Source organism: Paenarthrobacter sp. NPDC090517, assembly GCF_044769165.1.
Classification (GTDB): domain Bacteria; phylum Actinomycetota; class Actinomycetes; order Actinomycetales; family Micrococcaceae; genus Arthrobacter.
The window spans coordinates 66,263-88,835 of record NZ_JBIVXN010000004.1 but is presented as its reverse complement, the minus strand read 5'-3'; the positions used below and the strand labels follow the sequence as shown (position 1 = coordinate 88,835).

The following is a 22,573-nucleotide window of genomic DNA, read 5'->3' as shown; positions in this document are numbered from 1 at the left end:
GGGTGTCCCTCAGGGGAACCCGCTCTCGGGTTCCCCGGCTCCTTCCACCGAACCCTTTCTCATCACCTGGAGCACACATGACCATTTCACCTACGCTCAGCCCTGACTGCGGCAACTGCTTTGCCCTTTGCTGCACTGCGCTCGGATTCACCCGATCAGCTGACTTCGCCATCGACAAACCTGCCGCTTCGCCATGCCCGAACATGGCGGACGACTTTTCCTGCACCATCCACCAGCGCTTACGGCCGAGAGGCTTCCGCGGTTGCACAGTATTTGATTGTTTCGGCGCCGGCCAAGTAGTGTCCCAACACACCTTCGCCGGCACCAGTTGGACGCAAGACCCTTCGTCCAAGTCCTCGATGTTCGCCGTGTTCAAGGTGGTCAGGCAACTACACGAGATGCTCTGGTACCTGGACGAAGCCCGGCAACGGACGTTTGATCCAGACCTCGCGTTCACGGCGGAACGCCTTTCCGACTGCATAACAACCGCCGCGCAAGGCGATGCCTCCACGGTCCTGGCCACCGACGTCGAAGCTATGCATGGAGAAGTCCGCACGCTCCTGATGGAGGTTAGCGAAGAACTGCGCGCTTCCTACGGGGCCGAGGACAAGCCAACGTTTGACGCCGGCCGGCAACCGGGCGCCGACGCCATGCCGGGCAGCGCTGATCTGATGGGCGCCAACCTTGCGAATCAAAAACTCTGCGGATCGGACTTCCGCGGCGCCTACCTGATCGGAGCCAATTTGAGGAAGTCCGACCTCACAGCCGTAGACCTTCTGGGGGCAGATCTTCGTGGATCACAACTGCACGGAGCCGACCTCTCCAGGGCGCTCTACCTGACCCAACCGCAGATCAACGCCGCCGAAGGTGACCCCTCCACCCTCCTACCCCCACGACTCACAAGACCGGATCACTGGTGGTAGCCCAGATCTGACGAAGACGGTCGGCCGGCGTCCGGCAGCGTGCGTCTAAGCGAGGAACGAGCGAGCACGCCGAGGACGGCGGCCGACCGGCGTCAGCCAGTAGCGGGGCACTAACCGTGAGTGAATGGCAGCTTTCTGAGTCGTTCCCCTACGGTCGCGTTCCGCTGCTCCGCTTGGCGGAGTCGTATTAGTTCGCGGTTGCGTCGTTCCCCGAGGACTGCGCCTATGTAGTCTTCGGGGATGGTGCCGGCGGGCGGGGGTGGGGCGACATACCTGGCGAGTTCCGATGCGAGCGAGGCAGCCATGTTGGCGCGTGAGGCGGGTGCCATGAGGTAGGCCTGCTGCACGAAGGTTCCGGCCCGGCGTGCGGTGGCGTCCGGTACTCTGCCGATATCTGCCATGGACACCCATGCCTGGAGGTGATGCGGTGCTACGGGCATGATCCGGGGTGTTGAGGGTACTCGTTGCCGGAGGGAGTAGGTGCCTGCAACGATGTCGCCGAGGCGCTTGGATTTGTCGTTGAACAGTGCAACGCCGATTGCGAGGCCGCCGAAGGTCAGGTAGATCTCCAGGAATCCGAGGAGCCCGCGGATGAGGGCATGCCGGAAACGGATGGAGCCGCCGTCGTCGCGCACTATGCGGAGCCCTGTTGCGAGCTTTCCCAGGGAGCGCCCGCGTGTCAGGGTTTCCACAGTGACGGGGACGATGACCACCGAGAATACGACGCTGCTGAGGACCATTGCCTGTATGGCGGCGTCGTCGAGATCCCGGGAAGCGCTGGTGATCAGGATGATCAGCAGTATGGCGAGGACGACTTGGGAGATGACGTCAAGGATGAGCCCAAGGGCACGTGCGGCAAAGGAGGCCGGGCGAAGCTCGAGGACCACGGCCTCGCCTGTGATGATTGAACTCATGCCTGCCCCCATGTTTCGTCAACGCTTCGGGCCACACAACTGCCCTCTTCAACGAGTCTAGCGGGGGGCTGACCTGCCGGTGGATGCAGGCGCTAGGGTGGTGGCGTGGACATAGATGCCTTCTCGGCCGTACATGGGGACAAATGGTCGCGGCTTCATTTCCTGGCCCATAAGCGAAGGCTTACGGGTGCTGAGGCCGATGAACTTCTGCGCCTGTATCAAACGGTGTCCGGGCACCTGTCGCTGATCCGTTCAGTGGCGCCGGAGACGGGGTTGTCGGCATCTTTGTCTGCAGCGCTGGCTCAGGCGCGGACGAGGTTCACGGGCGCCCGCTCCAATTTCATGGAGGACTTGGCACGGTTCTTTGCTATTTCCCTCCCCGCGGCCTTCTACCGGATCCGGTGGTTGACCGTGTGGTGCGGGCTTGCCTTTGTCCTGGTGGCGGGCGCCTATGCTCTGTGGATTGGCACTTCGCCGGAGGCCTTGAGGGCCGTAGCATCCAGTGATGCCAAGGTGCAGCAGTATGTGGAGGAAGACTTCATTGACTACTATTCCGAGAATCCTGCGGCTTCGTTCGCCGGCTTGGTGTGGACGAACAACGCCTGGATTTCCGCTCAAGCTGTGGCCTTTGGCATTACCGGATTCTGGGTGCCCTTCATCTTGTTCATGAACGCGCAGGGGTTGGGAATCGCGGCGGGACTCTTTCTGGCCACGGGGAAGATGGACATCTTCTTTAGCTACATCCTTCCGCACGGCCTCATGGAACTCACGGCCGTTTTTATCGCATGCGCGGCGGGGCTCAAGATTTTCTGGGCCATGGTGCGGCCGGGCCCACGGACAAGGCTGCAGGCTGTGGCTGACGAAGGGCGTTCGTTGATCACCATTGCCTTGGGGTTGGTGCTCGTCCTGCTGGTTTCGGGCATTGTTGAGGGCTTTGTGACGCCGAGCCCGCTTCCCGTGTGGGCCAAGATCACCATTGGTGCTCTGGTTTTGGCCGGGTACTGGGTCTATACATTGGTGCTCGGTGGGAAGGCAGTCCGTGCAGGCGTTACAGGAGATATGGATGCCAACGACGCCGGTTATCGCAGCCTTGCTGCATAGACCTTACAGTTGCGTTTCAATCTGGTCGCAGCCGGGGTGGCACCGCGTGTCTCCGTAATGCCGGGCGGTAGGCTCGAATGCAGACAAGAGAGCCGGCAGCATGCAATCGCCGGTGGATGCCTACGGAAGTGAAACCCGCTGTGAGCGACAAGAGCCCAAAACCACAAGAACCGGACACGGACGTCCATGAGGACACCAACGAACCGGCCTTCGACTGGATGAAGCCGAAGACGTCCAGTGGTGCTTCTCCGGCAACTCCTGCAGCCAGCACCGTGGCCGCCCCAAAGACCGGAGCGACGCCGTCAGCCGCCACCGCGTCCACTCCGACTACCGTGACGCCTGTCAACGGCCAGCCCGGTAGCCGCGCGGACCGGAAAGCGGCAGAAGCGGCCGACGTCGAGGTTGAACCGCCGCTGTTCGCCGACACCCTCGCGGACACTTCCACCAAGCAGTCGTCGCACTATTCAGAACCCTTGCCGACGTCGGCTCTTCAGATCCGCCCGCCGGAAGACGAAGTGGCGCGACGAAATGCCGAACGCGAGCAGGCGGCAAAGGTTAAGCCGATAGGCCCGCGGATCTTCCAGGTACTTTTGGCTGTCTTCTACCCGGTGATCCTCCTGGTGCTTGCCGTTCGGGCCGTCACTAGCCCGCTGTTCCTGTGGGTTGAGTACAACCGCCCGGGTTTCCCCGGGGACGGCTACGGTTTCAGCACTGACGACCGTATGACGTACGGCTCATACGCCGTTGATTACCTCAGCAACTGGGCCGGCCCGCGCTTCCTGGGGGGCTTGGTCAACCAGGATGGCGACAAGCTTTTCACCGACAGCGAAGTTTCGCATATGGCCGATGTGAAGTTGGTCATTCTGTCCTCCTTCGGGGCGGGGCTTTTGCTCATCGTCCTCAGCATCATCGCCATCCTGTATCTGCGTAAGCGAAGCACGGGCGGGATCCGCCGCGGTCTCTTTGCCGGTTCAATCGTCACGCTGGTCATCATCATTGGGCTCGCCGTTCTGGCCGTCCTGAGCTGGCAGCAGTTCTTTACCGAGTTCCACCGCATTTTCTTTGCCAACGGAACCTGGACGTTCTCGTTGGAAGACACCCTTATCCGCCTCTTCCCGGGACAGTTCTGGATTGACGCGGGCATTGTCATCGGTGCCTTGGTGTTCCTGGTAGCGACGCTGACCTTCATCTTCACGTGGCCTACCAAGCGGCGTCGCGGCCTTGCGACGGCACAAGCGGAGGAAGACCGTGAGGAATCTGACGAGACAGCTCCTACCGCCGACGATGTCGAAAGCCTTCGCAAGGAACCGACAGGGGTTACGCGCTAGCAGGTTTGTCACCATCTGGGCTGGTCCTGCGGTGGCCCGGCCCAGGTGGTGAAAACTACTTCGCGTAGAGCTTTTCCACAGCCGCTGAGAAGTCGTTGAGCACCGCGGCCCGCTTCAACTTGAGCGACGGCGTCAGATGTCCTGACTCGACGCTGAGATCCGCTGTGATAAATGTGAACTTCTTAATCGACTCGGCAGCTGAGACGAGCTTGTTCGCCTCATCCACTGCCGACTGCACGGCCGCCTTTACCCGATCATCGCCGGCGGCTTCCTCGGGGGTCATCTCACCCGCCTTGTTCTCGGCACACCAGTCCGCAAGACCCTCGGGGTCCAAGCCGACCAGTGCTGCGACGAAGGGCCGCCCATCGCCAACAACTACTGCCTGACCCACCAAGGGGTGCTCGCGCAGCTTCTCCTCCAAAGGCGCCGGTGCCACGTTCTTTCCAGCAGCAGTGACCAGGAGGTCCTTCTTTCGGCCGATGATGGTCAGGAAGCCGTCGGCGTCGAGCTCTCCGAGGTCTCCGGTCCGGAAGAAGCCGTCAACGAAGGCAGCTTGCGTGGCGTCTTCGTTGTTGTGGTAGCCCTTGAAGACTCCAATGCCCTTGACCAGCACTTCGCCGTCCTGCGCCACTCTGATGGTGGTTCCAGGGAGCGGAATGCCCACCGTACCTATGCGGGACATGCTGGGAGTGTTGACCGTGCAGGGTGCCGTGGTCTCTGTCAGCCCGTAGCCCTCAAGAACGGGAACTCCCGCGCCGTGGAAGAAATGGTTGTCGCGGAGGCTAAGGGGACTGGCTCCGGAAACCGTGTAGCCGACGTCGCCGCCGAAAACGTCACGCACCTTGGGATAAAGGAGCTTGTTGAAAGTGGTGTGCTTCAGGCCCAGAAGCCACCCCGGTCCCGGTCCCTCGCCACGGCTGGCGAGGGACTCCGCCGTCGAATATTGCACCGCGGTGGCCGAAGCTGCAGAGAAGAGAGCGGACTTTCCGCTCATGGCCGCTTTGTGGCTGGCACCAGCGTAGACCTTCTCGAATATGCGGGGCACAGCGAGCAGGAAAGTGGGCTTGAAGGATCCAAGATCCGCCATGAGTCCGCTGGCGCCTGCACTGTGTCCCAGCGTGATGCCCGCCGTGAGGCAAACAACCTGGACAGCCCTGGCCAGAACGTGCGCCAGGGGCAGGAACATCAGTGTCCGTGCGCCTTGCTGCATGAGCAGCTCGGGGAGGAACGGGATGACGTTACGCGCCACGAGGACAAAGTTGCCATGGGTGATCTCGCAGCCCTTGGGCTTGCCCGTGGTTCCGGAGGTGTAAACGATGGAAGCCACGCTCGCCAGGTTCGCCGCGCTGCGCTGGCGCTCCAGCTCGGCGTCCATGATGCCGATTCCGACGGCGGAGACGCTGGTCAGGTTGGGTGCTTCGCCGTCGTGCTCCATCCGGATGATGGCCACGGGTTCCTCGGCCAGGGCGGGGGACTGTTCCACCACGGTATGGACCAGGCTCGCTTTGGCAGTGTCCTCCACAAAGATGCGACGGGCTCCGGAATCCGTAAGGATCCACTCGATCTGGCTTGCCGATGACGTCTCATAAATGGGAACGGTGACTCCGCCAGCCATCCAGATGGCGAAGTCCACCAGCGTCCATTCAAAGCTTGAGCGGGAAAGCACCGCAACCGGATCTCCGGGGTTGAGCCCACCCGCGATGAGGCCTTTGGCCAAGGCCGTGACATCGGCAAGGAACCTGGCTGCCGAAATGTTCAGCCAACCGTTCGCGGTTTTATGCGCGTAAAGGTTGCCGAACGGATCCTTGTGGCAGCGTTCAAGGAGGAGGTCCGTCACGTTGGTGTTCGGGTCCGCCTCGACCAGAAGCTCCGTGCTTGCTTCCCTCACTGCTTGCCTCCTGCTAGATCCACGATGGCATCCACATTCTCATCCGCCACTCCTGGTAAGTGATCACTTCCGCTGTGAGCACGGGATAGAAGAACGCTGTGGTCAGCACTGCCAACACCAGGACCAGTGCCACTATGTAGAATCCGGATCGTCGTCGCCAGACGGGGTCGCCGCTGCGTCCCAATACCAACCCCAGCACATACGTCAGACCCAAAACCAGGAACGGTTCAAAGGACACGGCGTAGAAGATGAACATGGTGCGCTCCGGGTACATGAACCACGGAAGGTAGCCGGCGGCTACTCCGGCGAGGATTGCGCCGGCACGCCAGTCGCGGCGGCCCGCCCACCAGAACAGCAGGATGACCAAGGCGATGGTTCCACCCCACCACACCACCGGATTACCCACCGGCAGGATGGCAGAGGAACACGTCTCAACAACACAACCCGGGGTGCCCGGTTTGGGGGTTTGGTAAAAGAACGAGGTGGGACGGCCCATGATGAGCCACGTCCACGGGCTCGACTCATAGGGATGGTCGGAGCTGAGGCCCTGATGGAATTTGTAGGCTTCAAGGTGGTAGTGAGCCAGGGACCGTATGGAGTTGGGCAGCCAGTCCCAGCCGGGGGCCGGGTTGGTGGCAGCCCATTGCCGGTAGTAGGCGTCCTTCGAGAGGAACCAGCCCGTCCAACTAACCACATAGGTGACGGCGGCAATCGGGATGATGGTCAGGAAGGCGGGGAGGCCGTCCTTGATGATGCCTGCGCTGAACCAGCTCCGGATTCCTGCGATACGCCGGGCGCTCAGGTCCCACAGTACTGTCATCAGCCCGAAGGCCGCCACGAAGAACAGCGCCGACCATTTGGTCCCCACTGCCAGGCCAAGGCAAAGGCCTGCAACCAGTCGCCACCACCGCATGCCAAGCCATGGGCCTGCAACCAGTTGGGTGGGTGTGGGGCGGCCTCCCGGCGAAGCAGCCGCTTGCGCGGCGAGCCGGGAAGCCAGACGACGGCGGCCGTCGTCGCGGTCCATCAACAAGGCGCCGAAAGCGGCCAGTATCCAGAGAGCCAGGAAGACGTCCAACAGAGACGTGCGGGAGAGCACCAGATGGTGGCCATCGATGGCCAGCAGGAGCCCGGCCACCGCACCGAGGGTGTGCGAGCGGAACAGCTTCAGTGCGATGAGGGAAACGAGGAAGACCGTCAGCGTGCCTGCCAAAGCGGCACTGAACCGCCAACCGAAGGGGTTATCCCCGCCGAACAGCCACATACCGAAGGCAATCATCCATTTGCCCACCGGCGGGTGGACCACGTACTCCGGAGTGTTGAGGAGGATGTCCGGGTTGCCGGCATTGAAGGAATCGTTGGCGTTGGCCGGCCAACTACGTTCATAACCGCTCACCACATAGGAGTAAGCGTCTTTGACGTAGTACGTTTCGTCGAAAACCAGGCTGTGCGGGGCATCAAGCCGGAAGAAGCGGAGGATGCCGCCCAGGACTGCCGTGATGGCGGGGACCAGCCAAAACCACAAGCGCAACGAGGCCGGGTAGTCTCGCCAGCTTTGGACACCACCGATCAGGCGTTCCTTCAACGCTTGGGCGGTGAAGGCCTCGGCCGGTCGGGCGATCCAACGGTGGCCTTCCAGCCCGCGGCCGGGCAAAGTTCCGCCGGAGCTGTCGTTCAACGCCGCCGCCTGTCGGAGCGCTGCCCCGACTGAACGTTTCGGTGCCTCCGGCTGACCGCTGCTGACGTCCACGGTTGTGTCTTCGGGTTCCGGGGTCGCCGGGGACGCCACCGGGGATCCGGAAGCGGTAGCAGGAACGGGCGACTGGTTCACCCGCCCATGCTACCTTTCCATCCTTGCTGTATCCCTGAACCCCGCGGCTGCACCCTTGAAGCCCGTGCGGCATTAGGCTTGGCAGGTGGACGAACAACGCAGCACCCCGGACGAGACACCTTTCAACGACGACCTGGATGAGTCAGCTTCTGCCGCTGATTCCGGCGCAACTCCCGGCGTCGGCAGGATCGTGCTTGCGGCGACACCCATCGGCAATGTGGGCGACGCATCCGCGCGCTTGGTTGAACTCCTTGGCTCCTCAGACATTGTGGCTGCAGAAGACACCCGGCGCTTGCACCGGCTGGTAACGGCGCTGGGCGTCGAGGTCACCGGACGCGTCATCAGCTACCACGAGCACAATGAAGTGGCCAAGACCGGTGAACTCCTGGACCACGTGCGCGCCGGCAAGACCATCCTGATGGTCAGCGACGCTGGAATGCCCGCGGTTTCCGACCCGGGCTTCCGTCTGGTGGAGGGCGCAGTTGCCGCCGGACTGACGGTCACAGCCGTTCCCGGCCCTTCTGCGGTACTGACAGCCCTGGCACTTTCCGGTTTGCCCACCGACCGCTTCTGCTTTGAAGGATTTCTTCCCCGGAAGTCGGGGGATCGGAACTCACGTCTCGCCGACCTCGCAAACGAACGCCGCACCATGGTCTTCTTTGAGGCCCCGCACAGGCTTGAGGTCATGCTGCGCGCACTGCACGAGCGCTTCGGGGCCGATCGCCGTGTTGCTGTGTGCCGCGAACTGACCAAGACCTATGAGGAAGTCATTCGGGGCACCTTGCGTGAGCTGCTGGAGTGGGCGGAGAACAACGAGGTCCGCGGCGAAATCGCAGTGGTGGTGGGCGGTGCCCCTGAGCAGGAACCGGGCAAGCCTGAGGACCACGTCGCCGCCGTGAACGAACTCATTTCCCAAGGCATTCGCTTGAAGGAAGCTGTGGCCGCAGTGGCCGACGATGCCCGGGTCAGCAAGCGGGAGCTCTATTCGGCGGTCCTCGCGGCACGCTGACGTAGGCTGTGCAGCTGCACAAAACGGCGACCATGTGGCAGTGCGTCAAGGCGTAGACACTGCTTCTCGCGGGGCAGTACCGTGGCAGTAATTCAAGCCACTTCCGGCAACGAACCCCAGTGGTGCAATTCTCCAAAGCACCCAAGACGAAGGAGTCGCCATGACTGTCACGGTTGAACGCGAAAGCGAACTGCTGGCTTCCGTCCCTACCGGCCTGCTGATCAACGGTCAGTGGCGCCCGGCCGGATCCGGAAAGACCTTTGATGTTGAGGACCCGGCCACGGGCAAGGTCCTGCTCAGCATCTCCGACGCCGGCGCTGAAGACGGCGCTGCCGCCCTCGACGCCGCTGCTGCCGCCCAGGCCGATTGGGCCCGCACCGCGCCGCGCGAACGCGGCGAAATCCTGCGTCGCGCCTTCGAACTCGTCACTGAGCGTGCCGAAGACTTCGCACTGCTGATGACCCTCGAAATGGGCAAGCCCCTTGCCGAAGCCCGCGGCGAAGTCACCTACGGTGCCGAATTCCTGCGTTGGTTCTCCGAAGAAGCCGTCCGTGTGTCCGGCCGATACTCCGCAGCACCGGATGGCAAGAACCGCCTCCTCGTGCAGAAGAAGCCGGTGGGCCCCTGCCTGCTGATCACTCCGTGGAACTTCCCGCTGGCCATGGCCACCCGCAAGGTAGCCCCCGCCGTCGCCGCCGGTTGCACCATGGTGCTCAAGCCAGCAAACCTGACCCCGCTGACCAGCCTGCTCTTCGCTCAGGTCATGCAGGAAGCCGGCCTCCCCGCCGGTGTCCTCAACGTCATCCAGACCTCCACCGCCGGCGCCGTCACGGGCCCGCTGATCAAGGATGACCGTCTCCGCAAGATCTCCTTCACCGGCTCCACTCCGGTGGGCCAGGCCCTGATCCGTGAAGCCGCGGACAAGGTCCTCCGCACCTCCATGGAACTCGGTGGCAACGCCCCGTTCGTGGTCTTCGAGGACGCTGACCTGGACAAGGCCGTTGAAGGTGCCATCGCTGCCAAGATGCGCAACATGGGCGAGGCCTGCACCGCAGCGAACCGCTTTATTGTGCACGAGTCAGTGGCTGATTCCTTCGCGGAGAAGTTCGCCGCCAAGATCGGTGCCCTGACCACCGCCCGCGGTACCGAGCCGGAGTCCAAGGTTGGCCCGCTCATCGACGGCAAGGCCCGCGACGGCGTACACGCCCTCGTTTCCGAAGCAGTAGCAGGAGGTGCCACTGCCGTCACCGGTGGTGCCGCCGTCGACGGTCCCGGTTACTTCTACCAGCCCACCGTGCTGAAGAACGTAGCAGCCGACGCCCGTATCCTGCAGGAAGAAATCTTCGGACCGGTAGCACCGATCATCACCTTCTCCACCGAAGACGACGCCGTCCGCCTTGCCAACAACACCGAATACGGCCTGGTTGCCTACGTCTTCACCAAGGACCTCAACCGCGGCCTGCGCATCAGCGAACGCATCGAGACCGGCATGCTCGGCCTCAACGCCGGCGTCATCTCCAACGCTGCTGCGCCGTTCGGCGGCGTCAAGCAGTCCGGCCTGGGCCGCGAAGGCGGCTCCGAAGGCATCGAAGAGTACCTCTACACCCAGTACGTAGGTATCGCGGACCCGTACGCCGACTAATGCTGCTCTTTCCACCAAGGAGCCCGGTCCACCGCTCTCGCAACAAGAACGGTTGACACACGCAGGGGCCCGGCCCCGGAACCACAAGTTCCGGCGTCGGGCCCCTTGCTCTTTGTACTGCCGGTGCTGTCTGTAGCGTGAGTGAACCTAGCGGCGTTGGGGGAGCAGGCCCCTCAGCCTGTACCACCACCGGGCAACCGCACGGCCCATGGCCTTGCAGAGCCTTCCAACAGTCCGGAATGGCGCGCCGAGCGCGTGGACCCAGCGCTGCATCATCGACGGCGGCAGCCAGTCGGCGCGGAAGCGCACCAACCAGCGGGCATTGTTTCGCAACGCCTCACGGACGACCGCGATGCGGCCCGCCGCTGCCGGTGCCGGCGTCGCCGTGCGACCGTAGCGTTGCCGTTCGAAGTCCGAAGTGAGGGAAGCGACTGCTGCGTGCGCGGCGTCGTCGAGTCCTCCTGTGTCACCAAGTGCGGTGCTGGACCTTAGCCGGGCGGAAAAATGCCTGGGCGTCTCGCTGGGTGTCGACGGCACGCCGTAATCCGTAGCGAGGTCCTGCAGTTCCGCCCAGGCAAGTTCCGGGGCAGGATCCTTGACGCCAGGGAGTCCGTCTTCATCCGGAGGTTTTTGATTCAGCCGGCGTCGCCTCAGGACCGTCCTGCTCAGCCTCGGCGACCAGAGGAAGCCAGCGAGCAACAACATCCCGGCTGCGGCGGCGCCGATCGCCGGGAGCGGGTTCGTGCTGGCCGAACCTTCAGCAGGGGTCTCCACCCCGGGGATCGGGACGGGCGCCGCTGCCGGCGGTGCGGGGGTTGTGAGGACTTCTTTCTCGTCGGCGTTGGTGCTGAGATTACTGGGAACTGAGGATTCCGCGGCGTAGTCGGGGACGAAGCCCCGCGACGGCGTGGGCTCAAAGGGAACCCAGCCGAGCCCCTCAAAATACAGTTCGGGCCATGCGTGAGCATCCCGGGCGTCTACCTCGTACTCGGGGAAGGAACCCTGACCGACCAAGGCCACGGACTCGCCCGTAAGGCGGCCCGGAGCATAGCCCACGGCGATGCGGCTCGGTATCCCTTCGGCCCGCGCCATGACGGCCATAGCCGAGGAGAAGTGAACACAATAGCCGCTCTTGACGGCAAGGAAATCCGACAGGACCGAGAGGCCGTTGCCGTCATAGCCGTTCTGCACAGGAGCTTGCAGGGAGTACGTGAACTCGCCGGAACGCAGGTACTTCTGGAGGGCCAGCGCCTTGGCGTAGTTGCTGCCCGCGGATGCCGTGACGGTATCGGCTGTTTGCCGCACGATGTCCGGAAGATTGCCCGGGATCCTCAGAAAGTCCTCTGATATGCCCTGCGGAACGGAAGTGGCTTGGGACAGTGACTCGGATGTGATTTTGGGGGCTGCGGAGAAGACGACGTACCGTTGCGCGCGGGTGGTGGTCTCCGTGCTCATGATGCTCAAAGTGGCCGGATCCCAGGTCCAGCGTCCGTTGAGGCCGTTCACCGAAGCCGGAGCAAACGGGGCAGGGAGGTAAGGGCTGGTGAACAGGCCTGCGTTAATGGAGGTCACGGCATTGACCACTTCGCCCTGGACTGCGTACCCCGTCTCGATCCTGTCAGCACCTACGCGGCGCTCGCCTGCACGATCATCCGGAGCCCAGGTTTCGCCGTCGAAGTGGTCAACAGTGACCGACCTCAAATACAAAGGTGCGCCGGCGCTCGTGGCATACGTGATGCGGCCCGAACCGGTAGGACTCCTGAGGCTGTTGCCCAGGGTGATCATGGGATTGAGCCCATTGGAGGTGCCCCACGGGCTGAGGCGCGAGCCCTGCGGGAATGTGCCGGTCTCGAAACCGGGTATGGCCAAGGGCACGGTCATGGTCAATGCCAGCGCCAAGCCACCAGTGACAACTGAGCGCTTGAACTGGCCGGCACCGCGCCCGGAACCGGACTGGAGCCTGGCATCAGGGGCGAACCAGTGGCTGCACCCGAGGATGAGCAGGTAACCCACGGTCGCCCCGATAAATCCGGCAACCCCCACGCTGTGCGGTTTGATGGTGGCCGGAACCACCATGACCGCCAGCAGGCCAATGCCGCTGGCCGCGGGCATGGAAAGCGGAACGGCCAGGGCATCGATGAGGATCACCAGGAGCCCAAGGCAGGCACACACGACGAAGACGATCCCGGCGTTGGGTGCCACCGGCGCGCTTTCGGACACCACTGTCTCGGCGGCCCGCTTAATGTGGCGTCCGACGGCGGTAAAGGTTTCGGTGGTGGGGATGAACCCCGCAAGGCTCTCCTGGCGGCAGAAAATGAAACTAAGCACAGCCGCCAACGCGGCAAAGGAGCCCAAAGTGGCAACCAGCGGCTGGGCCCGGAGTGACCGGAGGACAGCAAGGGTCAGCGCGACCACTACCACCGTGGTGATCAGCGGCATGAACCAGGCCCAGCCCCGGAGGACACCGTTCAAGGACAAGCCAGCACCAAGGACAGCCACCGCCACGGATCCCGCCATGGCCCATGGATAGGGCCCTGGACCCGGGACCTGAGGCCGGGGCCGCTTGCCGGACGCAGGTGTGCCGGCCGTTCCGCCCGGTTGGGTTGGAGCGCTGGCGGAGCCCTGGTGGGATGTAGCAGTCATCGTGGCACCGCCGCCCCACGCCGGACATCCATGGCGGCATCGGCGGCTGCTACGATGCCGCCGGCATCGAAGGCTGACCAGGCAGCCGTCAACTGCGTCTTCGATGTCACAGCTGCTGCCCTCCAACCAGCAAGCCGCAGGATCTCAAGTACTTCCTCGTTGTTCCGTGAGGCATCGGTCATCACCAAGGCAAAGGCGTTTGCACCATAGCCGGCCGCCGGGGCAAGTGTCCGTGCCTCGGCAAGCGTCAGGTTGCCCACCAAGGCAAGCAGCGGACCGCGCAACCGGTGCGCTGAGAGTTTGTCCATTAGGCGGTCGTTGAAAGGAGAATCGGCATTCTCCGTGCTTGCAAGGCCGGGGGAGCCTTCCTTATGTTCGGAGCTGTGCTTTTTTTCCGGGACTTGGTTGAGCTCCGAGCTGTGTTCCGTCCTATGGTGATCCAGCCTGGTGTGTCTCGGGCCGCTCAGCTCCACTGCCGCCAGACTCTCTGCGATGGCCTGAAGGCCGCCCACGCCCGCGAACTCCTCCGCCTCCGGGTCCGGCGCCGAACGCGAACGATTGAACGCCGGGCTGCCGAATGCATCCAGGAGCCGCAGAGAATAGTTCCGTTCTGCCAGATGCGCAGTAATGGACATCGCCGCGGTAACCATCCACTCGAAGTTCGTGCTGGTGACAAGGTCCGAGTCCTCGTCATGGCTCCCGAAGACAGAACCGGTTCCGGCAGCAAAGGCGGTGAATCTCTGGTCAAGGATGAGAGTGGCCTCCGGGGTGGTCACCGACTCTTCCTGACGCACCATCAGCTGGCCATGGCGGGCCGTCGCAGCCCAGTGAACGCGGCGCATGGGATCACCGTGCCTGTACTCACGGGTCATGATGTCGTCGTCGCTGGGGTTGGCCCGGATACGGGTCGCCGTCACGCCATCATTGCCGCGCGCACCGGCGAGGCCAGTGACGGGAAGTTCGACGGCGGCAGGAGTCACGGTGAGGATGTCGCCGTCGTCAATTGCATGCCGACGCAGCGATAAGCCGAACGGGTCACTGAACTCGGCAGTGACGGGACCAATCCGGAACTGGCCCCGCTTGCCCGAGCGCAGGTGATATTCGTAGCGGCTGGTGCCGCCGGAAGCAGATCGCGCAGGAAAGCGGAAAGCCGGAGGCTCTCCGAAACGGGGAGGCAGCTGCTCTTCCATGATCACGTGCCCCGTGGAGTATGACGTCCGGGCAACAGCGAGGCGAACGGTGGTGGTGCCGGACGTCTCCACCGTGGACGGATTGAACTCCCGGTACACCTGGAACTTGGGTTTGAGCACCCGGACGCCGGCAAGCGCCACCAATGGAAGGAGAATCAAAAGGACAGCAAGAGTCAGGAGATCACGCCTGCCCATGACATAGGCGCACCCCAGGGAAAGAGCCCCGGCGGCCAGAAGCCCCCAGCCGCGGGTGGTGAATAAGTGCTTGGGAAGCCGATCCATGAGCGCCATACCGGCATCTCTCCTAAACGCTGTGCCTGTCCCTGCGCCAAGCGCCGGGCGGTTCCTGGGCCACGGGCAAGGAGGCGAAGATGCCCCGGAGAATGCTCTGCGGGGTATCGCCCGAACTCGCAGCCTTACGGTCCAGGATGATCCGATGGGCGAGTACCGATTCGGCCACGTCCACTACGTCATCCGGAAGGACGAAATCGCGACCATCCAGCGCCGCTGTGGCCTTGGCCGCACGGAGCAGTTGCAGCAAGGACCGCGGGCTGGCGCCAAGACGGAGCCGGGCACTGTCGCGGGTCGCCCGTCCAATGGCCACGGTGTACTCCTTGATGGCACTGGAGACATAAACCTGCTGGACGGTGGCGATCATGGCAGCAACATCGGATGCCGTTACCACGGGAGTCACCTTGATCAGGGGCGAGGACGCCTGATGTGTCTCCAACATCTCGATCTCGGCTTCCTTGTCCGGGTAGCCCATGGAGATCCTGGCCATAAAGCGGTCACGCTGTGCCTCCGGCAGCGGGTAGGTGCCTTCCATTTCGATGGGGTTCTGTGTAGCTACCACCATGAAAGGCAATCCCAGCTGATACGAATGGCCGTCCACAGTCACCTGGTGCTCTTCCATGCATTCAAGCAAGGCGGACTGGGTTTTGGCCGAAGCGCGGTTGATTTCGTCGCCGATCACGATGTTCGCGAACACGGCACCCGGACGGAACTCAAACTGCCGGGACGACTGGTTGTAGATGGACACCCCGGTGACGTCGGAAGGGAGCAGGTCCGGGGTGAATTGAATGCGGGACACCGTACAGTCCACAGTGCGGGCCAGCGTCTTTGCCAGCAGGGTCTTGCCGACCCCCGGCACATCCTCCAGCAGAAGATGACCTTGGGCCAGCAGCACAGTGAGGGCGAGCTTGGCGGCGTCGGCTTTTCCATCGATGACCTTATTGATGGAACCAAGGATGCGCTCGCTGGCATCGTGGAACCGTTCCGCGTCCATGACCTGCGGCCTGTGCCCATTGAGCCCTGCGCCGTCACGCGGCAGGGGACTGTAAGCCTCGCCCGGAACAGGAGAAGGTTCAACGGTGACTTGTCGCTTGGACTCCATGGATTGCCCTTCAGCCGTGGCCTCCGCAGCAGCTGTCTTCGCTGAGTGCTGCTGGTATTGGCCGCTTGTCCGTTCCAGACTACCCAGACATTGGCCCGCGCTAACATAGTGCCCCGGAATTTATGTGTCAAAGGGAATTTATGGCTCGCTTCTCCTGGGGGGCCGGGGAGGACCGCGGTCCGATTAAGGTGGAAGTATGTGCAATTCCCTCGCTCCCGCGCCTTACCGGGCGCCTTCCGACGCAGCAGACGAAAAAGACTCACGCCGGGAGTATCCGCCGGCGCCCGAACCCCTGCCCGTGCCTGTGATGGACAATCACACGCATCTGGACTTCAGGCACGGCTTGATTGAGGTCTCGGTCCGGGATGCGATGGACTCAGCGGAAGCCGTTGGGGTGCAGGGCGCTGTTCAAGTAGGCTGCGACCTCGAATCGTCCCGGTTCACAGTGCAAGCGGTGGAAGCTGATCCCCGGCTTCTCGGTGCCGTGGCAATCCACCCCAACGATGCTCCCGAATACGCAGCACGTGGCGAGCTCGAATCGGCGCTCGCCGAGATTGAAGCGCTGGCCGGCCACCCACGGATCCGGGCCATCGGCGAGACCGGGCTGGACTTCTTCCGAACCCACGGTGAGGGACTGTCGCATCAGCGGTACTCCTTCCGGCGACACATCGACATCGCCAAGAGGCTCGGGTTAACTCTGCAGATTCACGACCGCGATGCCCACGACGACGTAGTGCAGGTCCTGCAGGAGGAAGGTGCCCCGGACCGCGTGGTCTTTCACTGCTTCTCCGGAGATGAGGAACTAGCCCGGATTTGTAACGAGAACGGCTGGTACATGTCCTTCGCCGGCACCATGACGTTCAAGAACGCCGGGAATCTCCGCGCCGCCCTGGCCATTGCCGAACCCAGCAGGATTTTGGTGGAAACCGACTCTCCGTTCCTCACGCCGCATCCCCACCGCGGGAGGCCGAATGCGAGCTACATGGTTCCATACACAGTCCGGTCCATGGCTGACGTGACAGGAGATGACTTGGCCGGGCTTTGTTCGCGATTGGCCGAAAACACCCTGAATGCCTACGGTTCATGGGCCTAAGCCGCCTTCTTTGACAACTAAGCGGGTCCCCGCCCTGGATACCCGGTATGCACGATTCTTGGTTCGTTTATAACGGATCGGTTACTGTGTTAAACAAGTAGCCGGGGTCGGGGAAGGCCTTCGGACAACTGCTCCGGTTGATTTCGGAGCAATAAGATGAATGTTTTTTGGCGGCGCAGATGCCGGCAGCAAGTGTAGGACCAGGCTCATTGCCTGGCCCTCCGTTTTTGCGGTCGGCATTACTTTTGCGCTTTTCCCCGTGCCCGGATGGTCTGAGAGTAATGGGCGATCGTGATCAAGTTCTTCACAACGGATGGCAAGTTCAGCTTCCTCAAAGTAGGTACCCAGTTGCTGGTGGTTGCAGCGCTGGTGGTTGGTGTCGTGGCCTTTGTCGGCAACAACAAGACCGTCACCCTCAACGTTGACGGCAAAGTGAGCTCCATTCAGACCTTCGGCGGCACTGTTGACCAAGTGGTCAAAGCAGCCAAGGTCGAGTTGAAGGACGCAGACCGCGTTTCCCCGGCTCTTGACGCGCGGGTTGAAAACGGATCCGTAGTGAACGTCAACTTGGCCAAGGCCGTGTCCATTGAACTGGACGGCGCACGGAAGACCGTGAACACCACTGCCCCGGACGTCGCAGGCCTGGTGAGCGAACTCGGTGTGGCAAGCTCCTCCGAAATCTCCCAGCCCAAAGAAGCGTCCTTGGAAGTCACCGGCTCGTTCGTTTCCATCTCCACGCCCAAGACCATCAGCGTAGTAGCTGACGGTAAGGACACCAGCACCACCACGACGGCGGACGACGTCGCCACAGTGCTCAAGGACACCGGAATCACCCTCGATGCCGACGACCGCATCTCGCAGCCGGGTAATGCCCCCATCGTTCAGGACATGGTGATCAAGGTCTCCCGCGTGGACACCACCAAGACCGCCGAAGCTACCGAAGAAGTACCCTTCGAAAGCGTGAAGAGTGATAGCGCTGAACTCTTCAAGGGCGAAGAGAAGGTGACGCAGAAAGGCGTGGCAGGATCCTTGGTCAAGACCTTCAAGCTTGTCCTCGTGGACGGCCGGGAAGCATCCCGCACGCTAGTATCCAGCAACGTTGCCACTGAGCCGGTTGCCGAGAAGATCAGCGTCGGCACCAAGGCCCGCCCCGTCGCGGCTCCTGCCCCGAAGGCAGCAGCCGCTGCCGCAGCACCCGCAGCCAGCGGGCCCACCGGCGCTCCGAACGAAGCCATGTGGGACCGGATTGCCCAGTGTGAATCGGGCGGAAACTGGTCAATCAACACCGGCAACGGTTACTACGGCGGCCTGCAGTTCTCCAGCCCCACCTGGCTTGCCAACGGCGGTGGAGCCTACGCTCCCAACGCCAGCCTTGCCACCAAAGCCCAGCAGATTGATATCGCCAACCGCCTCTACGCCAAGAACGGCCTCAGCGACTGGGGCTGCGCCCACGCGGCGTGACCCGGCGCAGGCGATACGATACCTAGGTGACTGAACCGAATTCCGAACCCGCCGCCGTCGCGCCCCTGATGGGCGCCACAGATATCCGGCGGCTCGCCGAGGAAATCGGTGTACGCCCCACGAAAACCCTGGGGCAGAACTTTGTGATCGACGGCAACACCATCCGCAGGATTGTGGCCGCAGCCAACATTGGCGACGACGAAACCGTGCTGGAGGTAGGCCCTGGCCTTGGCTCCCTGACACTCGGGTTGCTGGACGCGGCAAAGGCCGTGGTCGCCGTCGAAATCGACCCCGTCTTGGCGGAAAAGCTGCCAGCAACTGTGCGCGCTTGGCGGCCCGGTGCGGAGGACAACTTCCACCTGGTCTTGTCGGACGCCATGAAGGTCACCGAACTGCCTTTGCCACCCACCGCATTGGTGGCCAACCTGCCCTACAACGTGGCCGTTCCGGTGGTGCTTCACCTGCTGCAGCATTTCCCCAGCCTCCAGCACGGCCTGGTAATGGTTCAGGATGAGGTTGCGGATCGTCTGGCCGCCACGCCGGGTTCCAAGATCTACGGTGTCCCGTCGGTCAAGGCGGCCTGGTATGGGCATATGCGCAAGGCCGGGGTCATCGGGATGAACGTCTTCTGGCCTGCGCCGAAGATCCATTCAGGCCTGGTCGCCTTCACCCGGCATAACCCGCCGGAAACGCATGCCACGCGTGAACAGGTATTCGCCGTCATTGATGCTGCCTTCGCGCAACGGCGGAAAACGCTGCGCGCGGCACTCGCCGGTTGGGCCGGGAGCGCCTCCGAAGCGGAGCGGTGCCTCGTGGCCGCCGGAGTTGACCCCACAGCGCGCGGCGAGGTCCTGGACATCCATGCCTACGTCAAGATCGCCGAAGCCCGCCACCCCGTGGACGCATGAACCCGGGTAACCGCAAGCCAAGCAGCCTCCCGTTCGTCGGGGATCGCTTTCATGCCCGCACGGTTCGCGTCAAAGCCCCGGGCAAGATCAACGTCTCCCTGAGCGTAGGACCGTTGCGGCCCGACGGATACCATTCCGTGGCCAGCGTGTACCTCGCCGTCTCCCTCTACGAGGAAGTGGCGGCCACAAGTACTGAGGCTGAAGGAATCACTGTCAGCATCAGCCCGGACAGCACACTGGACCTGGACGGCGTGGACATCCCCTTGGACGAGCACAATCTCGCCTACAAGGCTGCGGCCATCATGGCTGAAATGTCCGAGAAACCAACTGGCGTGCACTTGGAAATCACCAAGCGTGTCCCCGTGGCTGGTGGAATGGGCGGTGGCTCTGCAGACGCCGCCGCCACGCTGCTGGCCTGCGATGCACTCTGGAACAGCGGCCTTTCGCGCGAGGAACTTGCGCACCTTGCAGCCGAGTTGGGCGCAGACGTGCCGTTCTCGCTCCTGGGAGGCACCGCCGTCGGGCTTGGCGTTGGAGATAAACTCTCGCCCGCGCTGGCCAAGGCGCAAATGGATTGGGTGCTGGTTTTTGCCGATTACGGGCTGTCCACCCCTGACGTGTTCCGAACCCTCGACGGGCTTCGGGACTCAGAAGGCGTGGAGATTCCCGAGCCCGTCGACGTGGACCCCACCATCCTCCAAGCCCTGCGGAACGGTGACCCCGAAACCCTCAGCCGCGTGCTGATCAACGACCTCCAGCGAGCCTCCATTACGCTCGCACCCCAGCTTCGCGACACCATCGGACTGGGTGAAGCGCGCGGTGCCCTTGCCGGCATGGTGTCCGGCTCGGGACCCACCATCGCCCTGCTTGCCCGGGATTCCGTCTCAGCCACAGTCCTTGCAGAAGAGCTGGGCCACCGGGGACACAATGCCCTGGCCGTACACGGTCCCGTGCCCGGCGCCCGGATCATCTCCGATACCCTCCTTTAGTACCCCGCATATCAAGTACCCGCATTCCAGCAGTAGAAAGTAGTACCCATTGGCCCACCTGCTTGGCGGCGAAAACCTCACCGTTTCGTTCGCGACCCGTACTGTCCTCGACGGCGTCACCCTCGGTTTGGAGGATGGCGACCGCATTGGCATGGTGGGCCGCAACGGCGACGGTAAGTCGACGCTCATGCGCCTGCTCGCCTTGCGCTCGACGCCCGACTCCGGCCGCGTCACCAAGCGCGGAGACGTGAACGTCGGCTACCTGGATCAGGGTGACGTTCTCGACGGCGACCTCACAGTCGGCGCTGCGATCGTCGGTGACCGCGCGGACCACGAATGGGCGGCCAACGCGAAGATCCGCGAAGTCATGGGCGGGCTGGTGGGCGACGTCGACTGGCACGCCAACGTGCACGCGCTGTCCGGCGGCCAGAAGCGTCGTGTTGCGCTGGCCAAGCTCCTCATCGAAGACCACGACGTCATCATGCTGGACGAACCCACTAACCACCTCGACGTCGAAGGCGTGGCGTGGCTCGCCCGGCACCTCAAGACACGGTGGCGCGCCAACCAGGGTGCTTTCCTGGTGGTCACCCACGACCGTTGGTTCCTCGACGAAGTCTGCAACTACACCTGGGAAGTCCACGATGCCATGGTGGACATGTTCGACGGCGGGTACGCAGCCTACGTTTTGGCGCGCGCCGAGCGCGACCGCATGGCCGCCGTCGTCGAAGGTAAACGCCAGCAGCTCGTCAAAAAGGAACTGGCGTGGCTTCGGCGTGGTGCGCCTGCCCGAACAGCCAAGCCGAAGTTCCGGATCGAAGCTGCCAACGACCTCATCGCCGACGTACCCGATCCCCGCGACTCCGTGGCCCTCAGCAAAATGGCCACCGCGCGCCTGGGCAAGGACGTGTTGGACCTCGAAAACGTGACCCTTGATTTTCTCGACGGAGAGGAAGGGCAGAAACTTTTCGACAACATCACCCTGCGCCTGGCGCCGGGCGAAAGGCTTGGTCTGGTTGGCGTCAACGGAGCCGGCAAGTCCACGCTCCTGAAGCTGCTGAACGGAGAAATCCAGCCGAGCTCCGGCAAGGTCAAGCGGGGCAAGACGGTGGTCACCGCAGTGCTCACCCAAGACGTCAAAGAGCTCGACGAAGTCTCGGACCTGCGCGTCATTGAGGTCATCGAACGCGAAAAGCGATCCTTCAGCGTGGGCGGCAAGGAATTCACCGCCGGCCAGCTCGTGGAACAACTGGGCTTCACCAAGGAAAAGCAGTGGACACCCGTCAGCGACCTCTCCGGCGGTGAGCGTCGCCGGCTTCAGCTCCTGCGGCTGCTGGTAGGGGAGCCCAACGTCCTGATGCTCGACGAACCCACCAACGACCTCGATACCGACACCCTTGCCGCCGTTGAAGACGTCCTGGACGGCTGGCCCGGGACCCTGGTTGTGGTGAGCCACGACCGCTACCTGCTGGAACGCGTCACCGATAACCAAATGGCCCTCCTGGGAGACGGCAAGCTCCGTGGCCTGCCCGGCGGTGTGGATCAGTACCTCGAATTGCGCGAAGCTGCACTTGCTTCGGGCGCTGTTGGCGGCGGCTCAGGTGCTCCCACTTCCGCAAGCGGCGGTACTTCATCGAGCGCCGCTCCGTCCGGTGCCAGCGAAGCCGAAAAGCGCGAAGCCCGCAAGGACCTCAACAGGATCGACCGCCAACTCGGCAAGATCTCCCAGCAGGAAGAAAAGCTCCACACCCAGATGGCAGCCAAGTCCGAATCCGGTGACTTCGATGCCTTGGGGGAGCTCAACGCAAAACTCCGGGAATTGCTCGAGGAGAAAGAGGGCCTGGAACTGGAGTGGCTCGAGGCCGCCGAAATCCTCGGCGAGTAGATTGAGCGGTGATCGCCGTCTCGCCGTCGCTTAGCTGCGTCCCAGCGGCACGTTCCGCCGCTTAGCAGCGTCACGCATCCTCCGCGTGCTGCGGGGCAACGGCACGCATCCTCCGCGTGCTGCTCCTTCGTCGCTTTGACGCACGCTTCCGGATGCCTGCCCCTGCCCTGCGATGGCTCCTTTTGAGACGTCCCTAGCCGCCGATTACCAACCCTCTCGCGGGTCCCTCGGGTTTGGGGCGGACCGTCTCTCCCATCCCTCGGGTTGGGGGGCGGGCCCTCTCGCGGATCCCTCGGGTTTGGGGCGGACCGTCTCGCGGATCCCTCGGGTTTGGGGCGGGCCGTCTCGCGGATCCCTCGGGTTTGGGGCGGGCCGTCT

At 63.2% G+C, this 22,573-nt stretch carries 16 protein-coding genes; 10 read left to right on the top strand and 6 right to left on the bottom strand.

All coding sequences use genetic code 11. From position 1 onward, the window contains the following. Positions 1-77 precede the first annotated feature (77 nt). Positions 78-923: a pentapeptide repeat-containing protein gene (locus ACIQTW_RS13965; RefSeq protein WP_402937761.1), complete on the top strand. Its 846-nt coding sequence runs from the start codon at positions 78-80 to the stop codon at positions 921-923. Positions 924-1,033: 110 nt separating this feature from the next. Here ACIQTW_RS13965 and ACIQTW_RS13960 read toward each other — a convergent pair whose 3' ends face one another. Further along, complete coding sequence (locus ACIQTW_RS13960; RefSeq protein ID WP_402937758.1) at positions 1,034-1,837, bottom strand: RDD family protein; 804 nt, start codon at positions 1,835-1,837, stop codon at positions 1,034-1,036. A gap of 105 nt (positions 1,838-1,942) precedes the next feature. Between ACIQTW_RS13960 and ACIQTW_RS13955 the strand changes: the two genes are divergently transcribed. Together ACIQTW_RS13955 and ACIQTW_RS13950 are read left to right on the top strand one after the other, a co-directional pair. Further along, a complete protein-coding gene (locus ACIQTW_RS13955) occupies positions 1,943-2,938 on the top strand; it encodes a stage II sporulation protein M (RefSeq protein WP_402937755.1) in 996 nt (331 codons plus the stop codon). A 140-nt stretch (positions 2,939-3,078) separates the two neighbouring features. Continuing rightward, a complete protein-coding gene (locus ACIQTW_RS13950; RefSeq protein WP_402937752.1) occupies positions 3,079-4,266 on the top strand; it encodes a TIGR01906 family membrane protein in 1,188 nt (395 codons plus the stop codon). Between the two features lie 55 nt (positions 4,267-4,321). Here the strand turns inward: ACIQTW_RS13950 and ACIQTW_RS13945 are convergent, their stop codons facing one another. Both ACIQTW_RS13945 and ACIQTW_RS13940 read right to left on the bottom strand, forming a co-directional pair. Continuing rightward, positions 4,322-6,154, bottom strand: coding sequence for an AMP-dependent synthetase/ligase (locus ACIQTW_RS13945; RefSeq protein WP_402937750.1), 1,833 nt, complete (start codon positions 6,152-6,154; stop codon positions 4,322-4,324). Positions 6,155-6,167: 13 nt separating this feature from the next. Next, complete coding sequence (locus ACIQTW_RS13940; RefSeq protein ID WP_402937747.1) at positions 6,168-7,985, bottom strand: dolichyl-phosphate-mannose--protein mannosyltransferase; 1,818 nt, start codon at positions 7,983-7,985, stop codon at positions 6,168-6,170. A 133-nt stretch (positions 7,986-8,118) separates the two neighbouring features. Here ACIQTW_RS13940 and rsmI point away from each other — a divergent pair, with 133 nt between their 5' ends. Together rsmI and ACIQTW_RS13930 are read left to right on the top strand one after the other, a co-directional pair. Next, positions 8,119-8,994, top strand: a complete 876-nt coding sequence (gene rsmI / locus ACIQTW_RS13935) for a 16S rRNA (cytidine(1402)-2'-O)-methyltransferase (RefSeq protein WP_402938452.1) — start codon at positions 8,119-8,121, stop codon at positions 8,992-8,994. Between the two features lie 160 nt (positions 8,995-9,154). Next, positions 9,155-10,636: an NAD-dependent succinate-semialdehyde dehydrogenase gene (locus ACIQTW_RS13930; RefSeq protein WP_402937744.1), complete on the top strand. Its 1,482-nt coding sequence runs from the start codon at positions 9,155-9,157 to the stop codon at positions 10,634-10,636. A gap of 147 nt (positions 10,637-10,783) precedes the next feature. Here ACIQTW_RS13930 and ACIQTW_RS13925 read toward each other — a convergent pair whose 3' ends face one another. The 3 genes from ACIQTW_RS13925 to ACIQTW_RS13915 are packed head-to-tail and all read right to left on the bottom strand — an operon-like array spanning position 10,784 to position 15,862. Beyond that, positions 10,784-13,279: a DUF3488 and DUF4129 domain-containing transglutaminase family protein gene (locus ACIQTW_RS13925; protein WP_402937741.1), complete on the bottom strand. Its 2,496-nt coding sequence runs from the start codon at positions 13,277-13,279 to the stop codon at positions 10,784-10,786. After that, positions 13,276-14,760: a DUF58 domain-containing protein gene (locus ACIQTW_RS13920; protein WP_402937738.1), complete on the bottom strand. Its 1,485-nt coding sequence runs from the start codon at positions 14,758-14,760 to the stop codon at positions 13,276-13,278. The genes ACIQTW_RS13925 and ACIQTW_RS13920 overlap by 4 nt, the downstream gene beginning before the upstream one ends. Positions 14,761-14,773: 13 nt before the next feature. After that, positions 14,774-15,862 carry an AAA family ATPase gene (locus ACIQTW_RS13915; RefSeq protein ID WP_402937735.1) on the bottom strand — a complete coding sequence of 363 codons (1,089 nt, stop codon included), beginning with the start codon at positions 15,860-15,862 and terminating at the stop codon, positions 14,774-14,776. A 196-nt stretch (positions 15,863-16,058) separates the two neighbouring features. Here ACIQTW_RS13915 and ACIQTW_RS13910 point away from each other — a divergent pair, with 196 nt between their 5' ends. The 5 genes from ACIQTW_RS13910 (at position 16,059) to ACIQTW_RS13890 (ending at position 22,195) form a co-directional block, all read left to right on the top strand. Then, positions 16,059-16,955, top strand: a complete 897-nt coding sequence (locus tag ACIQTW_RS13910; protein ID WP_402937733.1) for a TatD family hydrolase — start codon at positions 16,059-16,061, stop codon at positions 16,953-16,955. A gap of 291 nt (positions 16,956-17,246) precedes the next feature. Next, complete coding sequence (locus ACIQTW_RS13905; RefSeq protein ID WP_402937730.1) at positions 17,247-18,416, top strand: transglycosylase family protein; 1,170 nt, start codon at positions 17,247-17,249, stop codon at positions 18,414-18,416. A 26-nt stretch (positions 18,417-18,442) separates the two neighbouring features. Beyond that, positions 18,443-19,324: a 16S rRNA (adenine(1518)-N(6)/adenine(1519)-N(6))-dimethyltransferase RsmA gene (gene rsmA, locus ACIQTW_RS13900; protein ID WP_091466175.1), complete on the top strand. Its 882-nt coding sequence runs from the start codon at positions 18,443-18,445 to the stop codon at positions 19,322-19,324. Then, positions 19,321-20,313, top strand: coding sequence for a 4-(cytidine 5'-diphospho)-2-C-methyl-D-erythritol kinase (locus ACIQTW_RS13895; RefSeq protein ID WP_402937727.1), 993 nt, complete (start codon positions 19,321-19,323; stop codon positions 20,311-20,313). The genes rsmA and ACIQTW_RS13895 overlap by 4 nt, the downstream gene beginning before the upstream one ends. 49 nt (positions 20,314-20,362) lie before the next feature. After that, a complete protein-coding gene (locus ACIQTW_RS13890) occupies positions 20,363-22,195 on the top strand; it encodes an ABC-F family ATP-binding cassette domain-containing protein (RefSeq protein WP_402937724.1) in 1,833 nt (610 codons plus the stop codon). The last annotated feature ends 378 nt before the right edge of the window (positions 22,196-22,573 follow it).

What these genes read in the sequence shown, in the direction of transcription:
- ACIQTW_RS13965 (WP_402937761.1), top strand. Translation starts at nt 78, where the DNA reads ATGACCATTTCACCTACGCTCAGCCCTGACTGCGGCAACTGCTTTGCC.
- ACIQTW_RS13960 (WP_402937758.1), bottom strand. Translation starts at nt 1,837, where the DNA reads ATGAGTTCAATCATCACAGGCGAGGCCGTGGTCCTCGAGCTTCGCCCG.
- ACIQTW_RS13930 (WP_402937744.1), top strand. Translation starts at nt 9,155, where the DNA reads ATGACTGTCACGGTTGAACGCGAAAGCGAACTGCTGGCTTCCGTCCCT.
- ACIQTW_RS13925 (WP_402937741.1), bottom strand. Translation starts at nt 13,279, where the DNA reads ATGACTGCTACATCCCACCAGGGCTCCGCCAGCGCTCCAACCCAACCG.
- ACIQTW_RS13920 (WP_402937738.1), bottom strand. Translation starts at nt 14,760, where the DNA reads ATGGCGCTCATGGATCGGCTTCCCAAGCACTTATTCACCACCCGCGGC.
- ACIQTW_RS13915 (WP_402937735.1), bottom strand. Translation starts at nt 15,862, where the DNA reads ATGGAGTCCAAGCGACAAGTCACCGTTGAACCTTCTCCTGTTCCGGGC.
- ACIQTW_RS13910 (WP_402937733.1), top strand. Translation starts at nt 16,059, where the DNA reads ATGTGCAATTCCCTCGCTCCCGCGCCTTACCGGGCGCCTTCCGACGCA.
- ACIQTW_RS13895 (WP_402937727.1), top strand. Translation starts at nt 19,321, where the DNA reads ATGAACCCGGGTAACCGCAAGCCAAGCAGCCTCCCGTTCGTCGGGGAT.